The following is a 20,340-nucleotide window of genomic DNA, read 5'->3' as shown; positions in this document are numbered from 1 at the left end:
TCGCCCGGCTGTGCGGCGGTGGTCCTCAGCGACGGCTGAGGAGCCGGCGGGACCGCTTGCCGAGCTGCTGCACGGCGAGGTACCCGCTGCCCCCGCCGAGCCCCGGGCCCGGGTGGGTGGAGGCGCCGATGTGCCACAGACCCGGCACGGGGGTGCGGTGGCCGCGGGTGCGTGCCGTGGGCCGCCAGATGAGGAACTGGTCGAGGGTGCAGGCGCCGGAGTAGGGGTCGCCGCCGACCAGGTTCCGGTTCCACGACTCGAGGTCGGCGGGGGAGAGCACCCGGCGGGCCACGAGCGCGGCGTCGAGGTTGGTCACGTGCCGGCCGAGCTGCTCGACGACCCGGTCGGCGTAGCGCTCGCGCAGGTCATCGGTCCAGGTGCCGTCGCCGACGTCGATGGACCCGGCGGCGTCGCCCTGTGGGCGGCCGGGGGTCTCCTGCAACTGCAGCCACAGCACGCCCGCGCCGTCCGGCACCCGGGTCGGGTCGAGGGCGGCCGGCTGCCCGGCGACGATCGTGGGCCGGGCCGGCAGCAGGTGGCGCTGGGCCTCGTTGACCGAGCGGCTGACGGCGTCCATGCCGTCGGAGACGTGCACGATGGCGGTGCGGGAGAGCCGGTCGCCGTCGTCGGCCCACCGCGGCGGCTCCGACAGCGCCAGGTGGATCTGCATGTCGCCGCGGCCGTACCGGTAGCCGCGGGCGGTCTCGCGCACCTGGTCCGGGACGCTGCCGACGCCGTCGAGCAGGTCCAGGTAGAGCGACTGCGGGGTGACGCTCGCGAACACGGCCTCCCGGGCACCGATCCGTTCGCCGTCGGCCAGCCGTACGCCCCGGGCCCGCCCGCCGATCACCTCGACGGCGACGACGTCGGCGCCGGTGCGGACGGTGCCACCGGCGTCGGTGATGATCGAGGACAGCGCGTCGACCAGGCGGATCCCGCCACCCTCGGGAACGGGGCAGCCGCCCTGGACGAGGGCCAGCGCGATCACCTTGTTGATGAAGCCGCTGAAGGTGTCGTCGGGGCCGAGGCCCTCGTGGCCGACCCACGGGGAGAGCAGGCCGTGCACGGCGGGCGACCGGAAGGTGCCGCTCAGCCAGGATCGTGCGGACTCCAGCCCCTCGGCGCCGAACTGCTGCAGGCCCTTGGGCCCGAGCTGCCAGGCGGCGCGGGCGGCGAGCTTGAGGCCGTCGAGGGTGAGCAGCTCGGTGCCCAGCGCACCGAAGGCGATGCCGGCTCGGCTGCCGAAGTCCTCCAGGAAGGCCCGCCAGGCGTCGCCGTCACCAGGGGAGAGCCGGTCGAAGTCGGCGGCGGTCGCGTCGGCGTCGGTGGACAGGACGGCGGTGGAGCCGTCGCCCAGCACGGCCGCGGCCGGCAGGTCGGTGTTGCGGTAGACGAGGCCCCGGGCGGCCAGGTCGTCCTGCAGCAGCGGGTAGGCGGGGCCGCCCACGAACAGCGGGTGCCAGCAGGAGAGCAGGTCGGTCGTCCACCCGGGGGCGGGGGTGTCGGTCTCGGTGCGGATGGCGCCACCGAGCCGGGGGTTGCGCTCGTAGACGCCGACGTCCCGGCCGTCCTTGGCCAACAGCGCGGCGGCGACCAGGCCGTTGATGCCGCTGCCGATGACGACGGCGTCGTGTTCAGCCATGGTGACGGGCTGCCCGGGCGCGGTGGAGGGGAAACCGGTGCGGTGGCTGGGGCGGACGCCCCGGTGCGTGCCGGCGCATGTCAGACCGTCTCGGGCACCTGGAGGCGGGCGACGACCAGCTCGAAGGTGGCGACCTCGACCACCTGGGCGGACATGTGCCGGGTGAACTCCTGGCGCAGCTCGGTGGCGCGGTCCAGAGCCTGGCGCATCGCCTCGCGGCTGTCGTACGTCACGGTGGTCGTCGCACGGCCCTCGGCGGGGTCGACGAGCATGCTGACGGAGCAGAAGCCGGGGATGTCCTCCAGCCGTGGAACGATGCTCATGCGGAACGCATCCGTCATCCGCTCCAGCCGTTCGGGTCGGCCACGGGTCCAGGTGACCCGTGCGCAGGCGCCCTCGGGGGCGTGGTGCGAGCGGTGCAGCACGGCGATCGACCAGTCCTCCACGACGGCCGGGCCGCCGAGGATGTCGGCGGCTCGGGCCCGCATCGCCTTCACCTGGTCGGCGCTGTTGTGCAGAGCGGTGCTGTCCTCCCACGCGGTGGTGACGATGCAGCGGCCGGAGTGCCGGTCGGCCAGCATGGAGAGACCGATGAAGCCGTCCATCCCCATGACGGCGGGGAGGACGCGGTCGCGGACGTAGACGACGCCCTTGTCGATGTTGGCCGGAATGCCGGAGATCGTGGTCGAACGCGCGTACATGCGACGGTTCCTCTCGCGAGCAGGCGAGCCATGGACGGCGTCGCCGCTCTCCGTACTGTCCTCGCGACGGTCGCGGTTGGGAATGGTTCCGGACGCGCCGGTTCCGCCGAGTTCGAGGTTCAGCAGCGCAGCTGGTCCGGTGGGTGCTCCTCGTCCAGCCACGGCGGATCGGGCTCCGGGTCGTAGCACCAGCTCGGGGGCCGGGTCCCCCGCGAGACACCGCTCGGCGTGCGGACGACGAGCCGGCCGTCGTCCAGCAGATCGAAGCGCCACCCGCGGGCGAAGGTCTTGATCCGGTGGTGGCGCCGGCAGAGACAGCAGAGGTTCCAGCAGGCGGTCGGTCCGCCGTCGGCGTGCGCGACCCCGTGGTCGATGTCGCACCGCGCCGCGCGCCGACGGCAGCCGGGCATGCGGCAGTGCCGATCGCGGACCCGGACGAAGCGGGTCTGAGACGGAGTCGGTCGGTAGGCGGCCGTGGCAGTCGGTGGGCCGAGGCCGGCACCGGTGTCGAGCCCGGTGCCGGTGGTGGTGTCCGTGCCCCTTCCCCTACCGGGAGTGGTGCCTCCACCGGGGTCGTCGCTCGTGGTGGCTCGGGATCTCGTCCGAACCGAGCCGCGGCGCAGGGTCCGCCGACGAGGGTTGCCGGCGGCGCGGCGCAGCTCGTTGCGGGTCACGACTGCGAGGAGCCGGCCCTCGACCGGGTCGCCGATGGCCACCTGCACGGAGCCACCGGCGGGCGAGGCGCCGACCCCGAGCAGCTCCAGTTCGCGGAGCAGCTTCCGGCACTGCGCGGCCGTGACGACCTCGCCGGCCACCTCCGCGCCCGGCTGGAACGTCGCGCCCGTCGGATCGGGCTCGTGGAACGACCGCAACGGTGCATGCACCACGAGCTGGGCGGTCACCGCGGGGCGTGAGGTGTCCCAGGGCCGGAGGATCAGGTCAGCCGCGACGGACGCTCGGATGACGCCGATGGGTCGTCGGTCGCCATCGGCCCGGAGCATCTGCGCGTACTGGTCGACCGCGTCGGCGCAGGCGGCGGCCTGGTGGATCGGCAGGTCGATGAGGAGCTGGCTCATGCCGTCGCCGGTGGGGCGTGTGCTGACGTCGGCACGCCGGGCCGCCTCCTCCCGGCGCCTGTCCAGGGCCTCGGCATCCAGGCGGGCCAAAGCCCGACGCACCCGGTGGCGCAGCTGCGGAACGGTGAGCCGGCCGGCGTGGGGCAGCACCCGTCGCTCCACTTCCGCGACGACTGCGGGCTTGGCGGTGCCGAGGAGGTCGACGAGGGCGCGCATCTTGCGCACGTCGATCTCGCCGGCGTAGAGCGCGCTCCACGTGCCGACGAGAAGGGTGGTCAGCAGGATCGACTCGACCGCGAGGGACTCGGCCTCTGCCTCCGTGCAGCCCCGGATCAGGGCCAGCTCGGACACGAACGTTTCGCTGACCTGCGTGAGCACCGGCGATCGCCGCAGCCGGCTGTCGAGCCCCGGGCCGCCGAGCGGGCCGAAGTCGCGGTCACGCTCGATGGAGCGGCGCCGGGCGAGGGCCGCGATCGCCTGGGCGCGCTCGGCGGCGTGGCGGGCCTCGCGTGCGTCAGCGGCCCAGATGTCGGCGACCAGCTCGAGGTCGGTCAGGCCGGGTGCGACGGCGTCCGGCAGCTCCGGGATCGGCACGCCGTCCTCCGGCACACGGGGTGGCTCGCCGACGAACACACCTGCACCGTAGAGCTGACCACCGACAGTTTTCGCAGGTCAGTCGTAGGGGTTGGTGAGGACCGTGCGGGCCTGGAGGACGTCCAAGGTGACGGGTGGGCCGCTGGTGGTGGTGGTGCCGGGGACGTCGGTCTCCGCGCTGCCGTCGACGCTGAAGGTGGCGCCCCAGGTGACGGTGAGGGAGGCGGTGTAGGTGCCGGACCGGTAGGAGTGCTCGATGGTCTGGTCGGGATAGGGCGCGCCGGGGTCGGTGGTGGTGATCGAGCCGGCGGCGTCGCCCGTGTGCCAGGTGAACTGCTCGGCGGTGGCTTCGATGACGACGGTGAAGCCGCGGATGTCAACGGTGAAGGTCTGGGTGGTGGGCGAGTCGGTGTAGAAGATGACGGGGAGACCGGTCAGACCGTCGCCGGGTGGCTGGTGCCGGGTGGTGAGCTCCGGGAGCGGCAGGCGCTGGAAGTAGCTGAACACCTCGCCCGGCGATGGCGGCGGGTTCAGCGGGGTGATGTCGATGCAGCCCTGCCGAACGTCCTCCCAGCTGCCCAGAGGGGTGCCTGGCGCCGAGCCAGGTGGTACGGGCACGACTGCAGTGCCATCGGCACGGACTAGGGGTCGCTGTTGTACGACCAGGTACTGAAAGACCCGGCCCGGTTGTTGCGGGCAAGTTCGGAAGTCCTGAGCCGAGCAGCCACCATCTCGCTCGTCCGATAGAACGCACAGATGCCGCAGTCTCCATGCGTAATCAACGACTCCGTCGGGAGAGCCTGCGACCAAGCCTGCGACAGCCATACCGGTGTAGCCGACGGTGGCTGCGCCACCGTCCAAGCCTGTGTCGGGGCAGGAGTCGAACAGGCAAGCTTGCGCCGGAAACGTCCAGGCGAAAAACGCGATGACGACGCATGAGGCAATGGCCAGAGCGCGGACCATAGTCCACTTCATCCGAGATCGAACCCCCTGACCATCCATGACCGGTCAGGCTCCGACCAGAGCAGGATGATTCCCGAACCCAGGTTGGGTGCGACGTCTGATTGCGCGTCGATTACGGATCCGTCTGCTTCCAGGAGGGTCACGGGTTCGCGTCTCGCTCCAAAACTGATGATGACCTCATCGCCCTCAACATCCGGTTCTGCGAGCGCATTGATCGTCACGTCTCCGCCTTCATAGCGGTAACCCGCAGCCGCAGCTTCGTCGTAGTTGTGAGCGATGCGCTGGCAGTTCTGACACTCTGGCCCCAGGTCGCGGAGGGCGTCTCCGGACGGAATGGCTCGCTGGCGGTTGAGCAGTTCGATCCAGTAGCGCAAGAAGGCTTCTGCGCCGGCGGCGTCCTTGGTGCGGGCCTCGTCGGGGACCGGGAAGTCGGCCGGCCCGAGGGCGGGCAGGCCCGAGGTCGGAGCCGCCTCGGTGGTCGGCAGGGTGGTGCTGGCCTCCTGCTTCTCCGCGCACCCGGACAGCACCGCAGAACCGAGCAACAGAGCGACCGTCGTCCGGACCAGGCCCCCGCGGAGATCACGCACAGCGGGAGATTACGCAGGGTGCGGGCCAATCCGGTTCCGCAGCTGTGGACAACCGGCCTCGTTCCGCCGGATCGGGTGACGGCCCCCTCGGACGAGACCGGGCTCACCGGCGCACAATCCGAGCGTCGGACGACCGGACGGGGGACGCATGAGCACGGGCAACGCGGCGGTGGGGGAGCACCCCTTCGACAGCAGCGGCATCCAGGTCGGTGCCGACGGCATCCGCCGCTACACCGGCCTCCCCGTCAATATCGTCCAGGTGCTGCAGGCCCAGGCGGTGGCGCGCGCTGACCGCACTGCGATCGTCGAGCTCGGCGGCGGCCAGCTCACCTACGGCGCGCTGTGGGAGCGGGCGCGGCGCGTCGCCGGCGGCCTCCGGGCCGCCGGCGTCACCACCGGCGACCGGGTCGCCGTCCAGCTGCCCAACGGTCTCGACTGGGTGCTCGCCTTCTGGGGCGCCCAGCTCGCAGGCGCCGTCGTCGTGCCCATGAACACCCGCCTGGCCCCGGCCGAGGCGGACTTCATCCTCGCCGACTGCGGCGCCGCCCACGTCGTCCGCCCCGGTGAGCCGCTGCCCGACGGCGAACCCGGGGAGCTCCCCGACCCGGCGCACACCGACGTCGCCGCGCTCTTCTACACGAGCGGCACGACCGGCCGCCCCAAGGGCGCCATGACCACGCACGAGAACTTCCTCAGCAACATCGAGTCGGTTCTCCGCTGCCGCGAGCTCAGCCGCGACCCGGAGGTGTCCCACGCCACGCTGATCTCGGTGCCGCTCTTCCACGTCACCGGCTGCAACTCGCAGTTCCTCACCCAGATCGCCCTCGGCGGCACCTCGGTGCTCATGCCCCGCTTCGACGCCACCGCGTTCCTGGCCGCCATCCCGGAGCACGGCATCACGCTGCTCACCAGCGTCCCGACCATCTACGAGCTGGTGCTGCGCCACCCGGCACTGCCCACCACCGACGTCTCCACCGTGCGCACCCTCAGCTACGGCGGCGCGCCGATCGCCCCGGAGCTGGTGCACCGGCTCCGGACGGCGTTCCCGAACGCCCGGCTCGGCAACGGCTTCGGCCTCAGCGAGACCTCGGCCCTGGCCACCTTCCTCCCGCACGAGTACGCCGAGACCCACGCCGACGCCGTCGGGTTCCCGACGCCGGTGAACGAGGTCCACCTCGACGACCCGGACCCGGCAACGGGAGTGGGGGAGCTGCTGGTGCGCGGCCCCAACGTCGTCGCCGGGTACTGGGGCGACCCGGTGCGGACGGCGGAGACCTTCGTCGACGGCTGGCTGCACACCGGTGACCTCGCGACGATCACCGACGGCATCGTGCGGATCGTCGACCGCGCCAAGGACATGATCAACCGCGGCGGCGAGAACGTGTACAGCGTCGAGGTGGAGAACGCCCTCGCCGAGCACCCCGACGTGCTGGAGGTCGCCGTCGTCGGCGTTCCCGACACGGTGATGGGGGAGAAGGTCGGCGCCGTCGTCCTGCCCCGGCCGGGGGTCGACGCCGGGGAGCTGGTGCCCTCACTCCGCGCCTTCGCCCGCGAGCGGCTGGCCGACTTCAAGTGCCCGCAGTTCGTGCGGGTCATCGGCGGTCCGTTGCCGCGCAACGCAGGCGGCAAGGTGCTGAAGACGCCGCTGCGCGAGTCCGAGGGCTGGGTCGCCGTCCCGCGGTAGCGCCGCCTCGCCTACGTTGCGGTTGACCCGCTTTCCCGGCGACAGGAGCCCCCGTGCGCATCGGCATGCCCATCTCCTACAGCGGGGGGTTCGACCGGACCACCGCCGTCATCACCGAGTACGAGGCGGTGGGCCTCGACGTCGTCTACGTGGCGGAGGCCTACTCGTTCGACTCCGTCAGCCAGCTCGGCTACCTGGCCGCCCGCACGAGCACGCTGGAGATCGCCTCCGGCATCCTCAACATCTACTCGCGCACCCCCGCGCTGCTGGCGATGACCGCCGCCGGTCTCGACTTCGTCTCCGGCGGCCGCTTCACCCTCGGCATCGGGGCGTCGGGCCCGCAGGTGGTGGAGGGCTTCCACGGCGTTCCGTACACCGCTCCGCTGGCGATGACCCGGGAGGTCGTCGAGGTGTGCCGCACCGTCTGGCGGCGCGAGCGGCTGGACCACCACGGCAGGTACGTCGACGTGCCGCTCACCCCCGAGCGCGGCGGCAGCGGGCTGGGCAAGCCGCTCAAGCTGATCAACCAGCCGGTGCGACCCCGGATCCCCATGGTGCTCGCCGCGATCGGCCCGAAGAACGTGGCGCTGGCCGCCGAGCTCTTCGAGGGCTGGCAGCCGACCTTCTTCCTGCCCGAGGGCAGTGCGACGGCGTTCGGCTCCGCCCTGGCGGAGGGGGCGGCGCGACGGGACGCCGGCCTCGGACCGCTGCAGATCGTCGCCGACACCCAGCTGCTGATCAGCGAGGACGCCGACGAGCAGGCCGTCGCGCTGCAGCGGGTGCGGGCGCAGCTGGCGCTCTACGTCGGTGGCATGGGCGCCCGCGGCAGGAACTTCTACAACGACCTCGCCGGCCGCTACGGGTACGCCGAGCAGGCCGCCGCGGTGCAGGACCTCTACCTGGCCGGCCGCAAGGACGAGGCCGCCGCCGCGCTGCCGGAGGAGTTCGTGCGGGGCATCTCGCTGGTCGGCCCGCGCGGGTACGTCGCCGAGCGGGTCGCCGCCTTCGCCGACGCCGGCGTCACCACGCTCAACGCCTCCCCGCTTGCCGCCGACCACGCGCAGCGGCTGCGCGCGATCGAGCAGCTGAAGGCGATGGCGTGACCGCGCTGCCCGACCACGAGCGGGAGATCGTCGCGCTCACCGCGAATTGCGTCGACCGGCGGGTGCGTCCGCGCGTCGCCGAGTTCGAGGAGGCCGACCGCTATCCCGAGGACTTCATCGAGGAGATAGAGCGGCTGGGCTTCTTCGGCCTCCTGGTGCCCGAGGAGCACGGCGGCAGCGCGGTCAGCACCGCCTGCTTCGCGCGGGTGACCGAGGAGCTCGCCCGCAGGTGGATGAGCCTCGCCGGGGCGATCGGCGGTCACTCGGTGATCGCCTACCTGCTGGCCACCGTCGGCACCCCCGAGCAGCGCGAGCGGTACCTGCCCCGGATGGCCGGCGGCGGGCTGCGCGCCACCATGGCGCTGACCGAGCCCGGCGGCGGCAGCGACCTGCAGGCGATGCGCACGCACGCCACCGGGTGGGCGACGAGTACGAGATCTCCGGCAGCAAGACGTGGATCTCCAACGCCCAGCACGCGCAGCTGTTCGGGCTGCTGTGCCGCACCGACCGCGACGCCGTGCCGGCGCACACCGGGGTGAGCGTGCTGCTCGTCGAGCCCGGTCCGGGGCTGACGGTCTCGGAGGAGATCCCCGAGCTCGGCTACCGCGGCATCGAGGCCTGCGAACTCACCTTCGACGCCATGCGGGTTCCGGCCGCGAGCGTGCTCGGCGGCGAACCCGGCCGGGGCTGGGCGCAGATGATGCGCGGCCTGGAGGTCGGCCGGATCCAGGTCGCCGCGCGGGCGGTCGGGGTCGCCCAGGCGGCGCTCGCCGCGGCGACTCGCTACGCCCAGGAGCGGGAGTCCTTCGGCACGCCGATCTGGAAGCACCAGTCGGTGGGCAACCTGCTCGCCGACATGGCCACGAAGGTCCAGGCCGCCCGGCTGCTCACCGCGGACGCAGCCGAGAAGCTCGATGGCGGCGTGCGGGCCGATCTGGAGGCCGGGATGGCGAAGCTGTTCGCCTCCGAGGCCGCGATGCAGGTGGCGCTGGATGCGATGCGGGTGCACGGCGGCTACGGCTACTCGAAGGAGTTCGACGTCGAGCGGTACTTCCGCGACGCGCCGCTGATGATCCTCGCCGAGGGGACGAACGAGATCCAGCGCAACGTCATCGCCGCCCAGTGGATCGCCCGCCACCGGATCTGACCCGCCTGCTCAGCGGCTGCCGACCGGCGGTGCCTCGACCAGCGGCACCACGGTTCCCGACGCCGCGACGTGCAGGCTCCAGGTGCCGGCCACCCGGTCGTCGTCCAGGACCGACCGCAGCGCCTCGGCCCAGGCGTCGTCGTCCGCGGTGATCGCCGGCCCGCCGGGCCGGCACAGTGCCAGGGCCAGGTGGCCGGCTCCGCCGAACTGGTCGCCGAGGACCGACCCGTGCACCTCCCGCAGGCCGACCAGCAGCGCGGGGTCCGGTGCGAGCGGCAGGTCGTCGACGGGGACCACCACCGGCAGCTGGCGGCCGTCGGCGCCGAACCAGGTCAGCCACAGGCTGCGGGCGCCGAACTCGGCGGAGCCGAGCACGGCGGACCAGCGGTCGGTGAGGTCGTCGGCGGAGCGGACACGGGCGTCGGTGAGCGGAGGCGTCGTCATGCCCGTCACCGTGTCAGGTCCCGGACCGCGGATCCGGGTTGTCCACAGGTCAGCGGTGGCCGATGCCGCCGGGGCCGTGCTCGGCGGGGACCTCCTCGCCGGGGGCGACCGGGCCGGGCGGAGTGCCGTCGCCGAACGGCCGGTCGCCGAGCTGCTCGCGGTTGTGCGGCATCAGCCAGCCGGAGGTGTCGGGGCCCTGCGGGATGATCTGCGTCGGATTGATGTCGGCGTGCACGACGTAGTAGTGCTCCTTGATCTGCGGGAAGTCGATCGTGTCGCCGAACCCCGGGGTCTGGAACAGGTCGCGCGCGTAGGCCCACAGCACCGGCATCTCGCTCAGCTTCTGCCGGTTGCACTTGAAGTGGCCGTGGTAGACGGTGTCGAACCGCGCCAGCGTCGTGAACAGCCGGACGTCGGCCTCGGTGATCTGCCCGCCCATCAGGAAGCGCCGGTTCTCCAGGCGCTCGCTGAGCCAGTCCAGCGCGGTGAACAGCCGGTCGTAGGCCTTGTCGTAGGCGCGCTGCGAGCCGGAGAACCCACAGCGGTACACGCCGTTGTTGACCTCGGTGTAGATCCGCTCCATGACCTCGTCCATCTCGTCCCGCAGGGGCTCGGGGTAGAGGTCGGGGGCGCCCTCGCGGTGGTGGGCGGTCCACTGGGTGGAGAAGTCCAGCGTCATCTGCGGGAAGTCGTTGGTGACGACGGCACCGCTCGGCACGTCGACCATCGCGGGCACCGTGATGCCGCGCGGGTACTCCGGGTCGCGGGCGAGAAAGGCCTCCTGCAGCCGCTCGTAGCCCAGCACCGGGTCCCGGCCGCCCGGATCGAGGTCGAAGGTCCAGCTGCGCTCGTCGTGGGTGGGGCCGCACATGCCCATCGAGATGACCGGCTCCAGCCCGAGCAGCCGCCGCACGATGACCGCGCGGTTGGCCCACGGGCAGGCCCGGGCGACGATCAGCCGGTAGCGCCCGGGCTCCACGGGCCAGCGGCCGGAGCCGTCGCTGGTGATGCGGTCGGAGATGTACTGGGAGTCGCGTGAGTACTCCGCCTCGACGTAGCCGGAGCCGCTCTTGGTCTCGGTCACCGGTGGTGCCTGCCCGGTGCGGCACCGGCTCACACGCCCGCGTCAGAGGCGGCTGGTGGTCGCCTCGTCCTCGGCGCCCCCGAAGTAGTGGTCGAGGATCTCGCGGAACACCGGCTGGTCGGGCGCGGCATGCGCGAAGAGCGTCATCGACGAGCGCAGCTTCTGGGCGTCGACCGACCCCATGACCCGTACCGGGTCCTCGGTGTCGAGCGCGGTGAGCGCCCGGGCGCACTCGACCAGCCGGCGGCCCAGTACCGGGTGCGCCAGGTAGGCCCGGGCCTCCGCGAGTCCGGACAGCGCGAACCGCTGCGCCATGCCGCTGCGGCCGAGCCCGGCGATCTGCGGGAAGACGAACCACATCCAGTGGGTGCGCTTCTCGCCGGCGCGCAGCTCGGTCAGCGCCTGGTCGTAGGTGTGGGCCTGCGCGTCGACGAACCGGCGCAGGTCGAAAGGATCGCTCACCCCCGCTCCTTGCCCCGGCCGATGACTTCCACACGGCGGGGCGGTCCGAGTGGCATGGAGACGACGACCGTGGCCCTGGGCCCGACGACCGCGGAGCCGGCGCCGGTCATCGCCGGCGCCCTGGCGTTCGACCGGTTGCTCGGCCGGACCGGGCGGGAGTCGGGGTGGACGGCGGCGGCCAGGGGTGGCGCCGCTCGCTGAGCCGGGCCGCCGCCGCGTACATGTCGAAGCCGTGTCATCTGCCCCCGTCGGCCCGGCCCTCCCCGCCGTCCGGGCATCGATGGGGAGAGCACATACCCGTCGAGGAGGAGACATGCGCAGCAGCACACGGATGGTCGCCGGCGCCGTGCTGGCCGCGGGCCTGGGGCTCAGCGGCTGCGGCGGCGACGACGAGGTCGACGTCAACGAGGGCGGCGTCCCCGCCGTCTTCGAGGACGAGGAGGTCGGCAGCCCCGACCCCGTCGACGGCGGCGAGGAGGACGCCGACGGCGTCGACCGCGGCACCGGCGGCATCGACCAGGACGACAACACCGTCCTCGACGACGGAACGGAGGACCAGGCCGCCGGCGGCAGCGACGAGGACGAGAACACCCGCCTGCAGGACAACACCGAGGACCAGGGCGCCGGCAGCGCGGACGGTGGCTCCGGCGGCGACGGCACCGGCGACGTCGGCTGACCCCCCGACACCCCGGGCGCCGGTAGCGAGATCGGTCACGGTGCCGGTGCCCTCCCGGGCCTGCCGATAAGGGGTGGTGGGTGGCGGTCCTCCAGATCCCCGCCGCCCGGGGGGCACTGCATGAGCGAGCGACGACGCGGGCGGATCGGCGACGGACTGGCCGTCCTGGCCGGCGCACGTCCGGACGTGCTGGCGGCCGCGCCCGGGGCACGTCCCCGGTTCGTGGCGCTGGGTGGCGTGCTTGTGAGCACCGGTGCGCTGGCCGCGGTGTCGGCCGCGTTCGCCGTCGCGATGGCGCTGGGCGTGTGGTGGCCGCTGGCCCTGCTCGTCGGCCTGGGCTGGGGCGCGGTCGTGGTCAACCTCGACCGGATGCTGCTCGTCGGGATGGCGCACGACGCGTCGCTGAAGCGGAACCTGGCGATGGCCGTGCCCCGTGTCGGTCTCGCGCTGGTGCTCGGCGTCGTCGTCGCGACGCCGCTGACGCTGCAGGTGTTCCACAAGGAGATCGACGCGGAGATCGTGTCGATGCAGGCCGAGGCCGCCGACGCGCACCGGCAGAGCCTGGAGGCCGACACCCGGTTCGCCGGACTTCCCGCGCTGGAGGAGCGGATCGCCGCGCAGGAGGCGATCGTCGCCAGCGGGGGAGCGGCCGACGCCGGCCTCGCGGTGCTGCGCGGCACGGCGGCCGAGAAGCAGACGGCGCTGGACGCGGCGACGGCGCTGTCGCGGGAGCTCGACGCGAAGGCCCAGTGCGAGCTCGACGGCACCTGCGGCACCGGTGACGCCGGCACGGGGGAGGCCTACGCCCAGGCCCGCGCCGCCGCCGACGCGCAGGCGGCCGTCGCCGCTACGGCCCGCGCGGACTACGACGCCGCCGTCGCGGCGGTGGGCGCGGCCGAGGGGCGCAGCGCGCAGCTGGCCGGCTCGTCGTTGGACGGCGACCGGGCCGAGCTCACCCGGCTGACCGCGGAGCTCGACCGGCTGCAGGCCGCCTTCGACGCCCGGAACGAGGGCTCGGGCGGCATCCTGCTGCGGCTGGAGGCGCTGGACCGGCTGGGTGATCGCAACGGCACCCTCGCCGCCGCGCAGTTCATGCTCTCGCTGCTGTTCATGTGCGTCGAGGTGCTGCCGGTGCTGATGAAGCTGTTGCTGAACTTCAGCCCGCCCACCGCCTACGACCGGCTGGCCGCGCTGCGCGACTCCGGCGACGTCGACCTCGAGGAGATGGCGCAGGAGTCGCGGCGGACGGTGGCGCAGGCGAAGGAGGAGCTGCTGGTGCTCGCCGAGAAGGAGCGCGTCGACCGGCAGAAGGAGGCGATCCTCACGCGGCGCCGGGCGGCGCTGGCCGAGGTCGCGGCCCGGGCGGAACGCGAGCGGCAGGTCGAGCAGTCCCCGGCCGAGCCGGCCGTCGTCGAGGAGCCGCGGCAGATGTGGGACACCGGCCCGATCCGAGAGCTGGCCCGCAGCGCCGCCGTCCGCACGGTGCGCTCGGTCCGCCGGCGCCCCGCCGACCGGACGCCGACGACGGTCTGATCCCGGCTGGGATCTGCTCGAAGCCCGGTGCCGCCCGGGGCTTCCTGCTGCCTGGGCCTGCCCCCGGCGCGCCGTCCTCCCTGGACCGACCGCGATCGCAGAGCTGGTCCTGTGGCGGGGCGGCGTCGCCGGCGGCTGAGCCGCTCGGGTCGTCCCCGGGGTGCGCCGGTTCACCCCGACGGGGGTGCGCCGGCGCGCCCGCGACCCGGCCGCTGAAGTTCCGCCTACCAGAGGTCGACGTCTTCCCCATGCAGATCAGCCGGCTGGCCCCCGAGGTGGCCACCCCGCGGATGGTCGCCCGGACCGCCGGGCTGCTCACCGCCACCGGGGGTCTGGCTGCCGTCGCCCTGGTGCTCGGCACGCCGGGCGGCCTCCGGGACATGCACCCGGCGGTCGTCGGCATGGGGCCGGTCACCGCGCTGGTCGGTCTGGCCGTGATGCACTGGGGCTGCCGGGTGCCGCGGATCTTCTTCCAGGTGCTGCTGGTCGTCGGCGCCGTCGGCATCGGCCTGGTCGCGTTGGCCTCGCCCAGCGCGCACGGCGCGGTGGCGGTACTGGCGCTGATGACGTGCGCGTCGATGGAGGCGTTCCTGTTCTTCCCGCTCCTGTGGGCGCTCGGGTTCCTCACCGAGCTGCTGGTCATCGGGGCGGTCGTCGTCGTGCTGCGCGGCGACGTCGCGATCGGGCCGGCGCTCGTCCTGGGGCTGCTCGTCGTCGGTTCGGCCGGAGCGGTCGGTGTCCTCGCGCGGCGGGCGGCCAGCGCGGCGCAGGACGCGCTCACCGGGCTGATGAACCGGCGGGGCTTCGACGAGGCGCTCGACGCCGCGGTGCGGACGGCGCTGCGCACCGGGGAGCCGCTGTCGGCGGCGCTGTTCGACCTCGACCACTTCAAGGCGGTCAACGACACCCGCGGCCACGCAGCCGGCGACGAGATGCTGCGGGCGGTTGCGGCCGTGTGGGGTCCGTCGCTGCCCCGCGGCGCGGTGCTGGCCCGGCACGGCGGTGACGAGTTCTCCCTGCTGCTGCCCGGGCACGACGGCGACCGGGCGCTGGCCTGCGCCGAGGGCCTGCGGGCGGCGCTGCCGGAGATCGGCACGTCGGTGGGCGTGGCCCAGTTCGAGCTGAGCGACTCACCGGCCGACCTGATGCGGCGGGCCGACGCCGCGCTGTACCGGGTGAAGAGCTTCGGCCGCGGGCGCAGCGAGCTCGACGCCGGCGGGCGCAGCCCGATGGCGCGTGACCTCGCGGCCGCGCTCGCCGGCGGATGCGACGGCGGTCTGTCGGTGCACCTCCAGCCGATCGTCACCCCGGCCGACGGCGCCGTCGCCGGCGTCGAGGCCCTGGTGCGCTGGGACCACCCCGAGCGCGGGCCGGTGGCGCCGGCGGAGTTCGTACCCGTCGCCGAGGCGGAGGGCCTGGTCGGGCCGCTCGGCGCCTTCGTGTGGACGGCGGCGTGCCGGGACGCGCGGACGCTGTCCGAGACGACCGGGCGGAGGCTGTTCCTCACGGTCAACGTGTCGGGGCGGGAGCTGGACGACCCCCACTTCCCCGGCCGGGTGCTGGCCACGCTCGCGGCGACCGGCTGGCCGGCCGGGCAGACCGTGGTGGAGGTGACCGAGAGCCTGGTGGAGGCCGAGTCGGCCCGTTCCGTGGCGGCCCTGCACGTGCTGCGCGAGCACGGGCTGCGGGTGGCGATCGACGACTTCGGCACCGGCTACTCGGCGCTGGCCCGGCTGGACACGCTGCCCACCGACTACCTCAAGCTCGACGGCTCCTTCGTCTCCTCGATCACCACCTCGACCCGGCGGGCGCGGCTGCTGCGCAGCGTCATGGCGCTGGCCGACGCCCTGGACCTGGTGCTGATCGCCGAGGGCGTGGAGACCGAGGAGCAGGCGAGGGTGCTGACCACCCTGGGCTGCCCGTTCGCGCAGGGCTACCTCTACGGCCGGCCGCAGCCGGTTGCGGAGCTGGTGGCCCGGTTCGCCCCGGCCGGCGTCCCGGTCTAGCGACCGGCCGCCGTCCGACGGGCGATCAGCGCGGGGACGACCTCGGCGCCCGCGGCGCCGACGGCGGCCGAGCCGAGCACCATCGCCCACGATCCCGGGTCCAGCGGCGTGCAGCCGAAGAACCGGCTCACCCCCGGCGTCTGCACGATCGCCACGAGGACGGCGAGGGAGCCGGCCACGGTGGCCAGCACCAGCGGACTGCGGCGTCCCGACCACGCGGTCTGGGCGAGCTGGGTGGTGATGAGCGCGGCCAGGCCCATGGTGCTGGCGCGGCCGGGCAGCGGCCCGGTCAGCCGGCCGGCGACCCAGGCGCCGGTGGCGCCGGCCGTCGTCGCCGCGCCCCGGACGAGCACCATGCGGCGGACCTCCCGGGCGAAGCCGCGGTGCGGGCCGGCCCGCAGCACGGCCGCCAGCGGATGACCGGCCAGCGGCCCGTCGTCGTTCCCGGGCGGCACCTGCCGGGGTGCGGCGACCGCGACGGCGAGCGCGGGGAACATGTCGGTGAGCAGGTTGACCAGCAGCAGCTGGCGGGTGCCCAGTGGCGCCCGGCCGCCGACGGCGGTGCCGAGCACGGTGAACGCCACCTCGCCGGCGTTGCCGCCGACGAGGACCGACACCGCGTCCCGCACCCGGGACCACATGGCCCGGCCCTCGGCGATGGCGTCGACCAGCCGGGTGAGGTCCAGGTCGGTGAGCACCAGGTCGGCGGCGGTGCGGGCGGCCGGTGACTCGGCGCCCTCGACGCCGACGCCGACGTCGGCCAGCCGGATCGCCGCGGCGTCGTTCACGCCGTCGCCGGTCATCGCCAGCGTCGCCCCGGCCCGGCGCAGCGCCGAGACCAGGGTGACCTTCTGCTCGGGGGAGAGCCGCGCGAACACCGCGGTGTCGGCGACCATGCGGGCGCGCTCGGTGTCCGACGCCCGGGCCAGCTGCGCGCCGGTGACCACCCGGTCGGCGTCGGGAATCCCGGCCTCGGCGGCGATCGCGCTCGCGGTCTGCGGGTGGTCCCCGGTCGCGACCACTACCCGGACACCGGCGGCCCGCAGCTGCTCGACCGCGCGCACCGAGGAGTTCCGCAGGGTGTCGGCCAGCCCGACCAGGCCGCGCAGGGTGAGGTCCGCGGCGGCCTCGTCGAGGTCGTCGGGTGTGCCGTCGACCGCGCGGTCGGCGACGGCGAGCACTCGCAGCCCCTCGCCGGCCAGCTGCCGGATCCGGTCGCGGACGTCAGGGGGGCCGGCGCAGCGGCGGAGCACCACCTCGGGGGCGCCCTTGACGATCAGGCGGCCCTCCCGGACGGCGGCGGAGAACCCGCGACCGGCGGCGAAGGGCAGGCCGGCGTCGGGAGGTGCGTCCCACGCCTGCCCGGCCGCCTCCACCACGGCCCGGTCGGTCTCGTGCGCGCCGTCGTCGCCGTTGCCCATGCCGGCGGCGGCCAGCCGGAGCAGCTCGTCGTCGGTGCCCTCCAGCGGGTGCAGCCGGGCCACCCGCAGCCGGTTCTCCGTGAGCGTGCCGGTCTTGTCGAAGCACACCGTGTCCACCCGGCCGAGCGCCTCCAGCACCCGCGCGCTGCGCACCACCGCGCCCCGCCGCGACAGCCGCCGGGCCGCCGCCTGCTGGGCCACCGTCGCCACCAGCGGCAGGCCCTCGGGCACCGCGGCGACCGCGATCGCCACCCCGGCGGCCACGGACTCGCGCAGCGGACGGCCCCACAGCACGCCCAGCGCGGTGACGGCCGCGCCGCCGGCGAGGGTGAGCGGCAGGACGGCGCGGGTCAGCTCGGCCAGCCGGGCCTGGACGCCGGCCGGCGGGGCGGCACCCCCGGCGGCGCGCGCGGCCCGCCCGGCCTGCGTCGCCTCCCCGACGGCGACGACGACGGCGCGGCCGCGGCCGGCCAGCACCGTGGTGCCGTCGAAGAGCATGCAGGTGCGGTCGCCGACCTCGGCTCCCGGCGTCGCCGCCACCGACTTCGCGACCGAGAGCGACTCGCCGGTGAGGTCGGACTCGTCGACCTCGAGGTCCTCGGCCTCCAGCAGCCGGGCGTCGGCGGCGACGACGTCGCCGGGCCCGACCAGGAGGACGTCCCCGACGCGCAGGGCGGTGGCCGGCACCTCCTCCTGACCGCCGCCGGTCTCGCGGCGCGCGCAGCGGCTCTGCTCGAGCAGCAGCGTCTCCAGGGCGGTCTCGGCGCGCAGCCGCTGCAGCCCGCTGACGACGGCGTTGATGCCGGTGACGCTGCCGACCAGCACCGCGTCGGTGACGTCGCCGAGCACCGCGGTGGCCGCCGCCCCGGTGGCCAGCACCGGGGTGAGCGGATCGGCGAGCTCGGCGGCGACCGTGCGGGCGAACCGCGCCGGGCCCCGGACGGCGGGCAGCGCGGCGATGCGGCGCGCCGTCGTCCGCCGGGGTGGGGCCGCGGGCTCGCCCGGCAGGTCGGCCAGCCGGCGCAGCACGTCGTCGGGGTCCAGCGCGTGCCACGGGGTGTGCGCGGTGGCCGCCGGCACGGGACGGCGGGCGGCCCGGACGGCGGCCACCGTCCCGGTCACGATCGTGGACACGGTCGCCCACTTGCCCGGCGTCGTCGCGCGGCGCTGGCCGTAGCGGGGGCTGCCGACGGCGGCGAGCAGGGCGCCGAGCACGTTGCCGGTGAGCGCGGCGCCGGCGGCGCGGCGGCTGACCGCGGCCGCGGCGGGAACGGCGGCGACCACCCGGCAGGCGTCCGCCAGGCCGGAGGAGGTGACCAGGTCGGCGCCCCACGCCGGAGCCCGGCCGTCGAGCACCGGGGCGACGGCGACGTCGGCGGCCAGCAGCGCCGGGCCGTCGGTGGCCGAGACCAGGAGCACGCAGTGCCCCTCGGTCTGCTGCTGCCGGACGGTGTCGACGAGCGTCGCGCCGGCCGGGGCGACCTCGTCGGCGAGGCCGGCGAGCTCGCCGGCGCCGACGTGCGGGGTGAGCAGCAGCCGCAGCCCGGCCTCGCCGGCCGTGGTGAGCAACGCCTCGGCGTGCGGGTCGAGCTCCGGCGCGACGGTGACGGTGCCGACCCGGCGGCGGCCCTGGAGGAGGCTGCGCAGCTCGCCGCCGGGGGCGTGGCCGGTGCTGCGGGGCGGGCCGAGCCGGAGGCCGTCGGCGTCGCCGGTGAGCAGGCGGGTGGCGGCGGACCAGACGGCGGCGTCGTCCCACCCGTCGGCCTCCGCGGTCGCCTCGACCACCACCGGCGGGCCGGTGCACAGGGCGGCGCCGTCGACGACGACGGTGTCGATCCGGTCCAGGCGGCGGTAGGCGGAGCCGTCCATCGGGAGGATGCCGCAGCGGCAGAGCAGCAGGTCGAGTGTGGCGGCGAAGGACTCGCGGCCGAGCACGGCGGCCTTGGGGGTGAGCGCCTTGAGCAGGTCGGCCGAGCGGCCCGGGCGGCGGGTGAGCGCCAGGAGGCCGAGCGCCGCGCCGAGCTCGGTGGGGGCCAGGCGGTCGCGGTAGATCTCGACCGGGCCGCGCGGCACCGTGCCGGGGCGCGGGCCGGGCGGTGGCTCGGGCGCCCGGTCGTCGTCCGGCTCGGGGCGGCACAGCTCCCGTTCGCGGCGGCGCCAGACCTGGCGGCGGGCGCGCATCTCCAGCGCCCGCTGGGCCGCGGCCGCGGCGTTGAGCGCCGGAACGGTGGGGCTCTGGGTGAGGGAGTGCAGCAGGGCGCCGGTGCCCTCGAAGACCAGGTCGGTGCCGACGGGGCCGATGCGGTCGGACAGCGCCCGCTTGAGCCACTGCTGGGTGTCCAGCAGCGACATGAGCAGCGTGGCGTGCCGGTGCACCGCGGGGATCGGCAGGTACTTCGCGGCGGTGGCCACGCCGAGCGCCGCGGTGTCGACGGCGGCGGCGAGGACGGCCGCCAGCAGCGGCTCGAGGTCGGCCGGGTGGTCGGGGCGCTGCGGGAAGACGCCCGTTCCGCCGCGCGCCTGCTCGATCTCGGTGACCACGCCGACGACGTCCTCGACGGTGACCCGGCGCTCGTCGACGGCGACCAGCACCCGGCCGACGACGTCGTTCACCGTGGCCCACTCGACGCCCTCGAGGCGTTCCAGGTGGCTGCGCAGCGCCCGCCGGGTCTCCGGGGGGTCGTCGTCGGCGGGCTGCTCGACCTCGATCTGGAGTCGGTCGCGGTCGCCCCACACCCGTCGGGTGTGGCGGGCCAGCGGCGGCTCGAGCATGCCGCGTGCGGCGTCGACGAGGTCGTGCAGGTGGCCGCCGGGGAGCGGATCGGCGCCGGTGACCAACGTGCCGACGGCGCGGGTGCCGGTGACGGCGGCGTCGTGCGCGAGGTGCACCGAACCCCGGATCCCTGCCCGCGCGGCCTGGGCGGTGACCGCGGCCGTCCCGCCCAGCAGGCCGGCGCCGAACACCACGGGAACGGCGGCGAGCGCCGCCGCGCTCGTGGCTCCCCGGGCCGCCCTGCCGGCCCACGTGATCGGGCTGAGCAGCGGCATGGTCCCCCCGGTGTGACGACGGTCGCCCCGAACGGTACGTCGTTCCCCGTCCACCGGCAGGTCGCGCTCTCGTCACCCGGCGTTTGCCGCGGGGGGCGGCCGCTCAGCAGCGGTGCCCGCCCGGCTCCTCGCCGGCGGTAAAGGCAGGGGGCGCTCGCGCCGCTGCCGG

Annotated in this window: 17 protein-coding genes; 8 read left to right on the top strand and 9 right to left on the bottom strand. The window is 74.7% G+C overall.

Features of this window, described 5'->3' with window-relative positions:
• Positions 1 to 25: 25 nt before the first annotated feature.
• From ACI791_RS10830 to ACI791_RS10810, 5 genes are all read right to left on the bottom strand, one after another.
• A complete protein-coding gene (locus ACI791_RS10830; protein WP_456586057.1) occupies positions 26 to 1,642 on the bottom strand; it encodes a phytoene desaturase family protein in 1,617 nt (538 codons plus the stop codon).
• An 80-nt stretch (positions 1,643 to 1,722) separates the two neighbouring features.
• Positions 1,723 to 2,343, bottom strand: a complete 621-nt coding sequence (locus ACI791_RS10825; RefSeq protein ID WP_456586056.1) for a hypothetical protein — start codon at positions 2,341 to 2,343, stop codon at positions 1,723 to 1,725.
• Positions 2,344 to 2,462: 119 nt separating this feature from the next.
• Positions 2,463 to 4,052 (bottom strand): DUF222 domain-containing protein, encoded by a 1,590-nt coding sequence (locus ACI791_RS10820; protein ID WP_456586055.1) that lies wholly within the window; start codon positions 4,050 to 4,052, stop codon positions 2,463 to 2,465.
• 39 nt (positions 4,053 to 4,091) lie between these two features.
• Positions 4,092 to 4,631 carry a hypothetical protein gene (locus tag ACI791_RS10815; protein ID WP_456586054.1) on the bottom strand — a complete coding sequence of 180 codons (540 nt, stop codon included), beginning with the start codon at positions 4,629 to 4,631 and terminating at the stop codon, positions 4,092 to 4,094.
• A 353-nt stretch (positions 4,632 to 4,984) separates the two neighbouring features.
• On the bottom strand, positions 4,985 to 5,563 hold the full coding sequence (locus tag ACI791_RS10810) for a hypothetical protein (RefSeq protein WP_456586053.1): 579 nt from the start codon (positions 5,561 to 5,563) through the stop codon (positions 4,985 to 4,987).
• Positions 5,564 to 5,711: 148 nt separating this feature from the next.
• On the opposite strand from ACI791_RS10810, the gene ACI791_RS10805 reads away from it, so the two are divergent.
• The 4 genes from ACI791_RS10805 to ACI791_RS10790 are packed head-to-tail and all read left to right on the top strand — an operon-like array spanning position 5,712 to position 9,497.
• On the top strand, positions 5,712 to 7,247 hold the full coding sequence (locus ACI791_RS10805; protein WP_456586052.1) for a class I adenylate-forming enzyme family protein: 1,536 nt from the start codon (positions 5,712 to 5,714) through the stop codon (positions 7,245 to 7,247).
• Positions 7,248 to 7,300: 53 nt separating this feature from the next.
• Positions 7,301 to 8,350, top strand: a complete 1,050-nt coding sequence (locus tag ACI791_RS10800) for an LLM class F420-dependent oxidoreductase (RefSeq protein WP_456586051.1) — start codon at positions 7,301 to 7,303, stop codon at positions 8,348 to 8,350.
• On the top strand, positions 8,347 to 8,889 hold the full coding sequence (locus ACI791_RS10795; protein WP_456586050.1) for an acyl-CoA dehydrogenase family protein: 543 nt from the start codon (positions 8,347 to 8,349) through the stop codon (positions 8,887 to 8,889). The genes ACI791_RS10800 and ACI791_RS10795 overlap by 4 nt, the downstream gene beginning before the upstream one ends.
• A complete protein-coding gene (locus ACI791_RS10790; RefSeq protein WP_456586165.1) occupies positions 8,787 to 9,497 on the top strand; it encodes an acyl-CoA dehydrogenase family protein in 711 nt (236 codons plus the stop codon). Before ACI791_RS10795 ends, ACI791_RS10790 begins: the two co-directional genes overlap by 103 nt.
• A 9-nt stretch (positions 9,498 to 9,506) precedes the next feature.
• On the opposite strand, the gene ACI791_RS10785 is transcribed toward ACI791_RS10790, so the two are convergent.
• From ACI791_RS10785 to ACI791_RS10775, 3 genes are read right to left on the bottom strand one after another with little or no spacing between them, the layout of a single operon-like run.
• Entirely contained in the window at positions 9,507 to 9,941 is a 435-nt protein-coding gene (locus ACI791_RS10785) for a hypothetical protein (protein ID WP_456586049.1), read from the bottom strand.
• A 49-nt stretch (positions 9,942 to 9,990) separates the two neighbouring features.
• A complete protein-coding gene (locus ACI791_RS10780) occupies positions 9,991 to 11,025 on the bottom strand; it encodes a glutathione S-transferase family protein (RefSeq protein ID WP_456586048.1) in 1,035 nt (344 codons plus the stop codon).
• Between the two features lie 42 nt (positions 11,026 to 11,067).
• A complete protein-coding gene (locus ACI791_RS10775) occupies positions 11,068 to 11,487 on the bottom strand; it encodes a DUF1810 domain-containing protein (RefSeq protein ID WP_456586047.1) in 420 nt (139 codons plus the stop codon).
• A 54-nt stretch (positions 11,488 to 11,541) separates the two neighbouring features.
• Here ACI791_RS10775 and ACI791_RS10770 point away from each other — a divergent pair, with 54 nt between their 5' ends.
• From ACI791_RS10770 to ACI791_RS10755, 4 genes are all read left to right on the top strand, one after another.
• A complete protein-coding gene (locus ACI791_RS10770; RefSeq protein WP_456586046.1) occupies positions 11,542 to 11,688 on the top strand; it encodes a hypothetical protein in 147 nt (48 codons plus the stop codon).
• A 112-nt stretch (positions 11,689 to 11,800) separates the two neighbouring features.
• Positions 11,801 to 12,163 (top strand): hypothetical protein, encoded by a 363-nt coding sequence (locus tag ACI791_RS10765; protein ID WP_456586045.1) that lies wholly within the window; start codon positions 11,801 to 11,803, stop codon positions 12,161 to 12,163.
• Between the two features lie 120 nt (positions 12,164 to 12,283).
• Complete coding sequence (locus ACI791_RS10760) at positions 12,284 to 13,696, top strand: DUF4407 domain-containing protein (protein WP_456586044.1); 1,413 nt, start codon at positions 12,284 to 12,286, stop codon at positions 13,694 to 13,696.
• 248 nt (positions 13,697 to 13,944) lie between these two features.
• Positions 13,945 to 15,702 carry a putative bifunctional diguanylate cyclase/phosphodiesterase gene (locus ACI791_RS10755; protein WP_456586043.1) on the top strand — a complete coding sequence of 586 codons (1,758 nt, stop codon included), beginning with the start codon at positions 13,945 to 13,947 and terminating at the stop codon, positions 15,700 to 15,702.
• On the opposite strand, the gene ACI791_RS10750 is transcribed toward ACI791_RS10755, so the two are convergent.
• Positions 15,699 to 20,171, bottom strand: coding sequence for a cation-translocating P-type ATPase (locus ACI791_RS10750; RefSeq protein ID WP_456586042.1), 4,473 nt, complete (start codon positions 20,169 to 20,171; stop codon positions 15,699 to 15,701). The genes ACI791_RS10755 and ACI791_RS10750 overlap by 4 nt on opposite strands.
• Positions 20,172 to 20,340 lie beyond the last annotated feature (169 nt).

The sequence above is a fragment of the Blastococcus sp. SYSU DS0973 genome, from assembly GCF_054051055.1.
The sequence above is the reverse complement of the archived record's forward strand: the minus strand, read 5'-3'. Positions and strand labels throughout refer to the sequence as shown.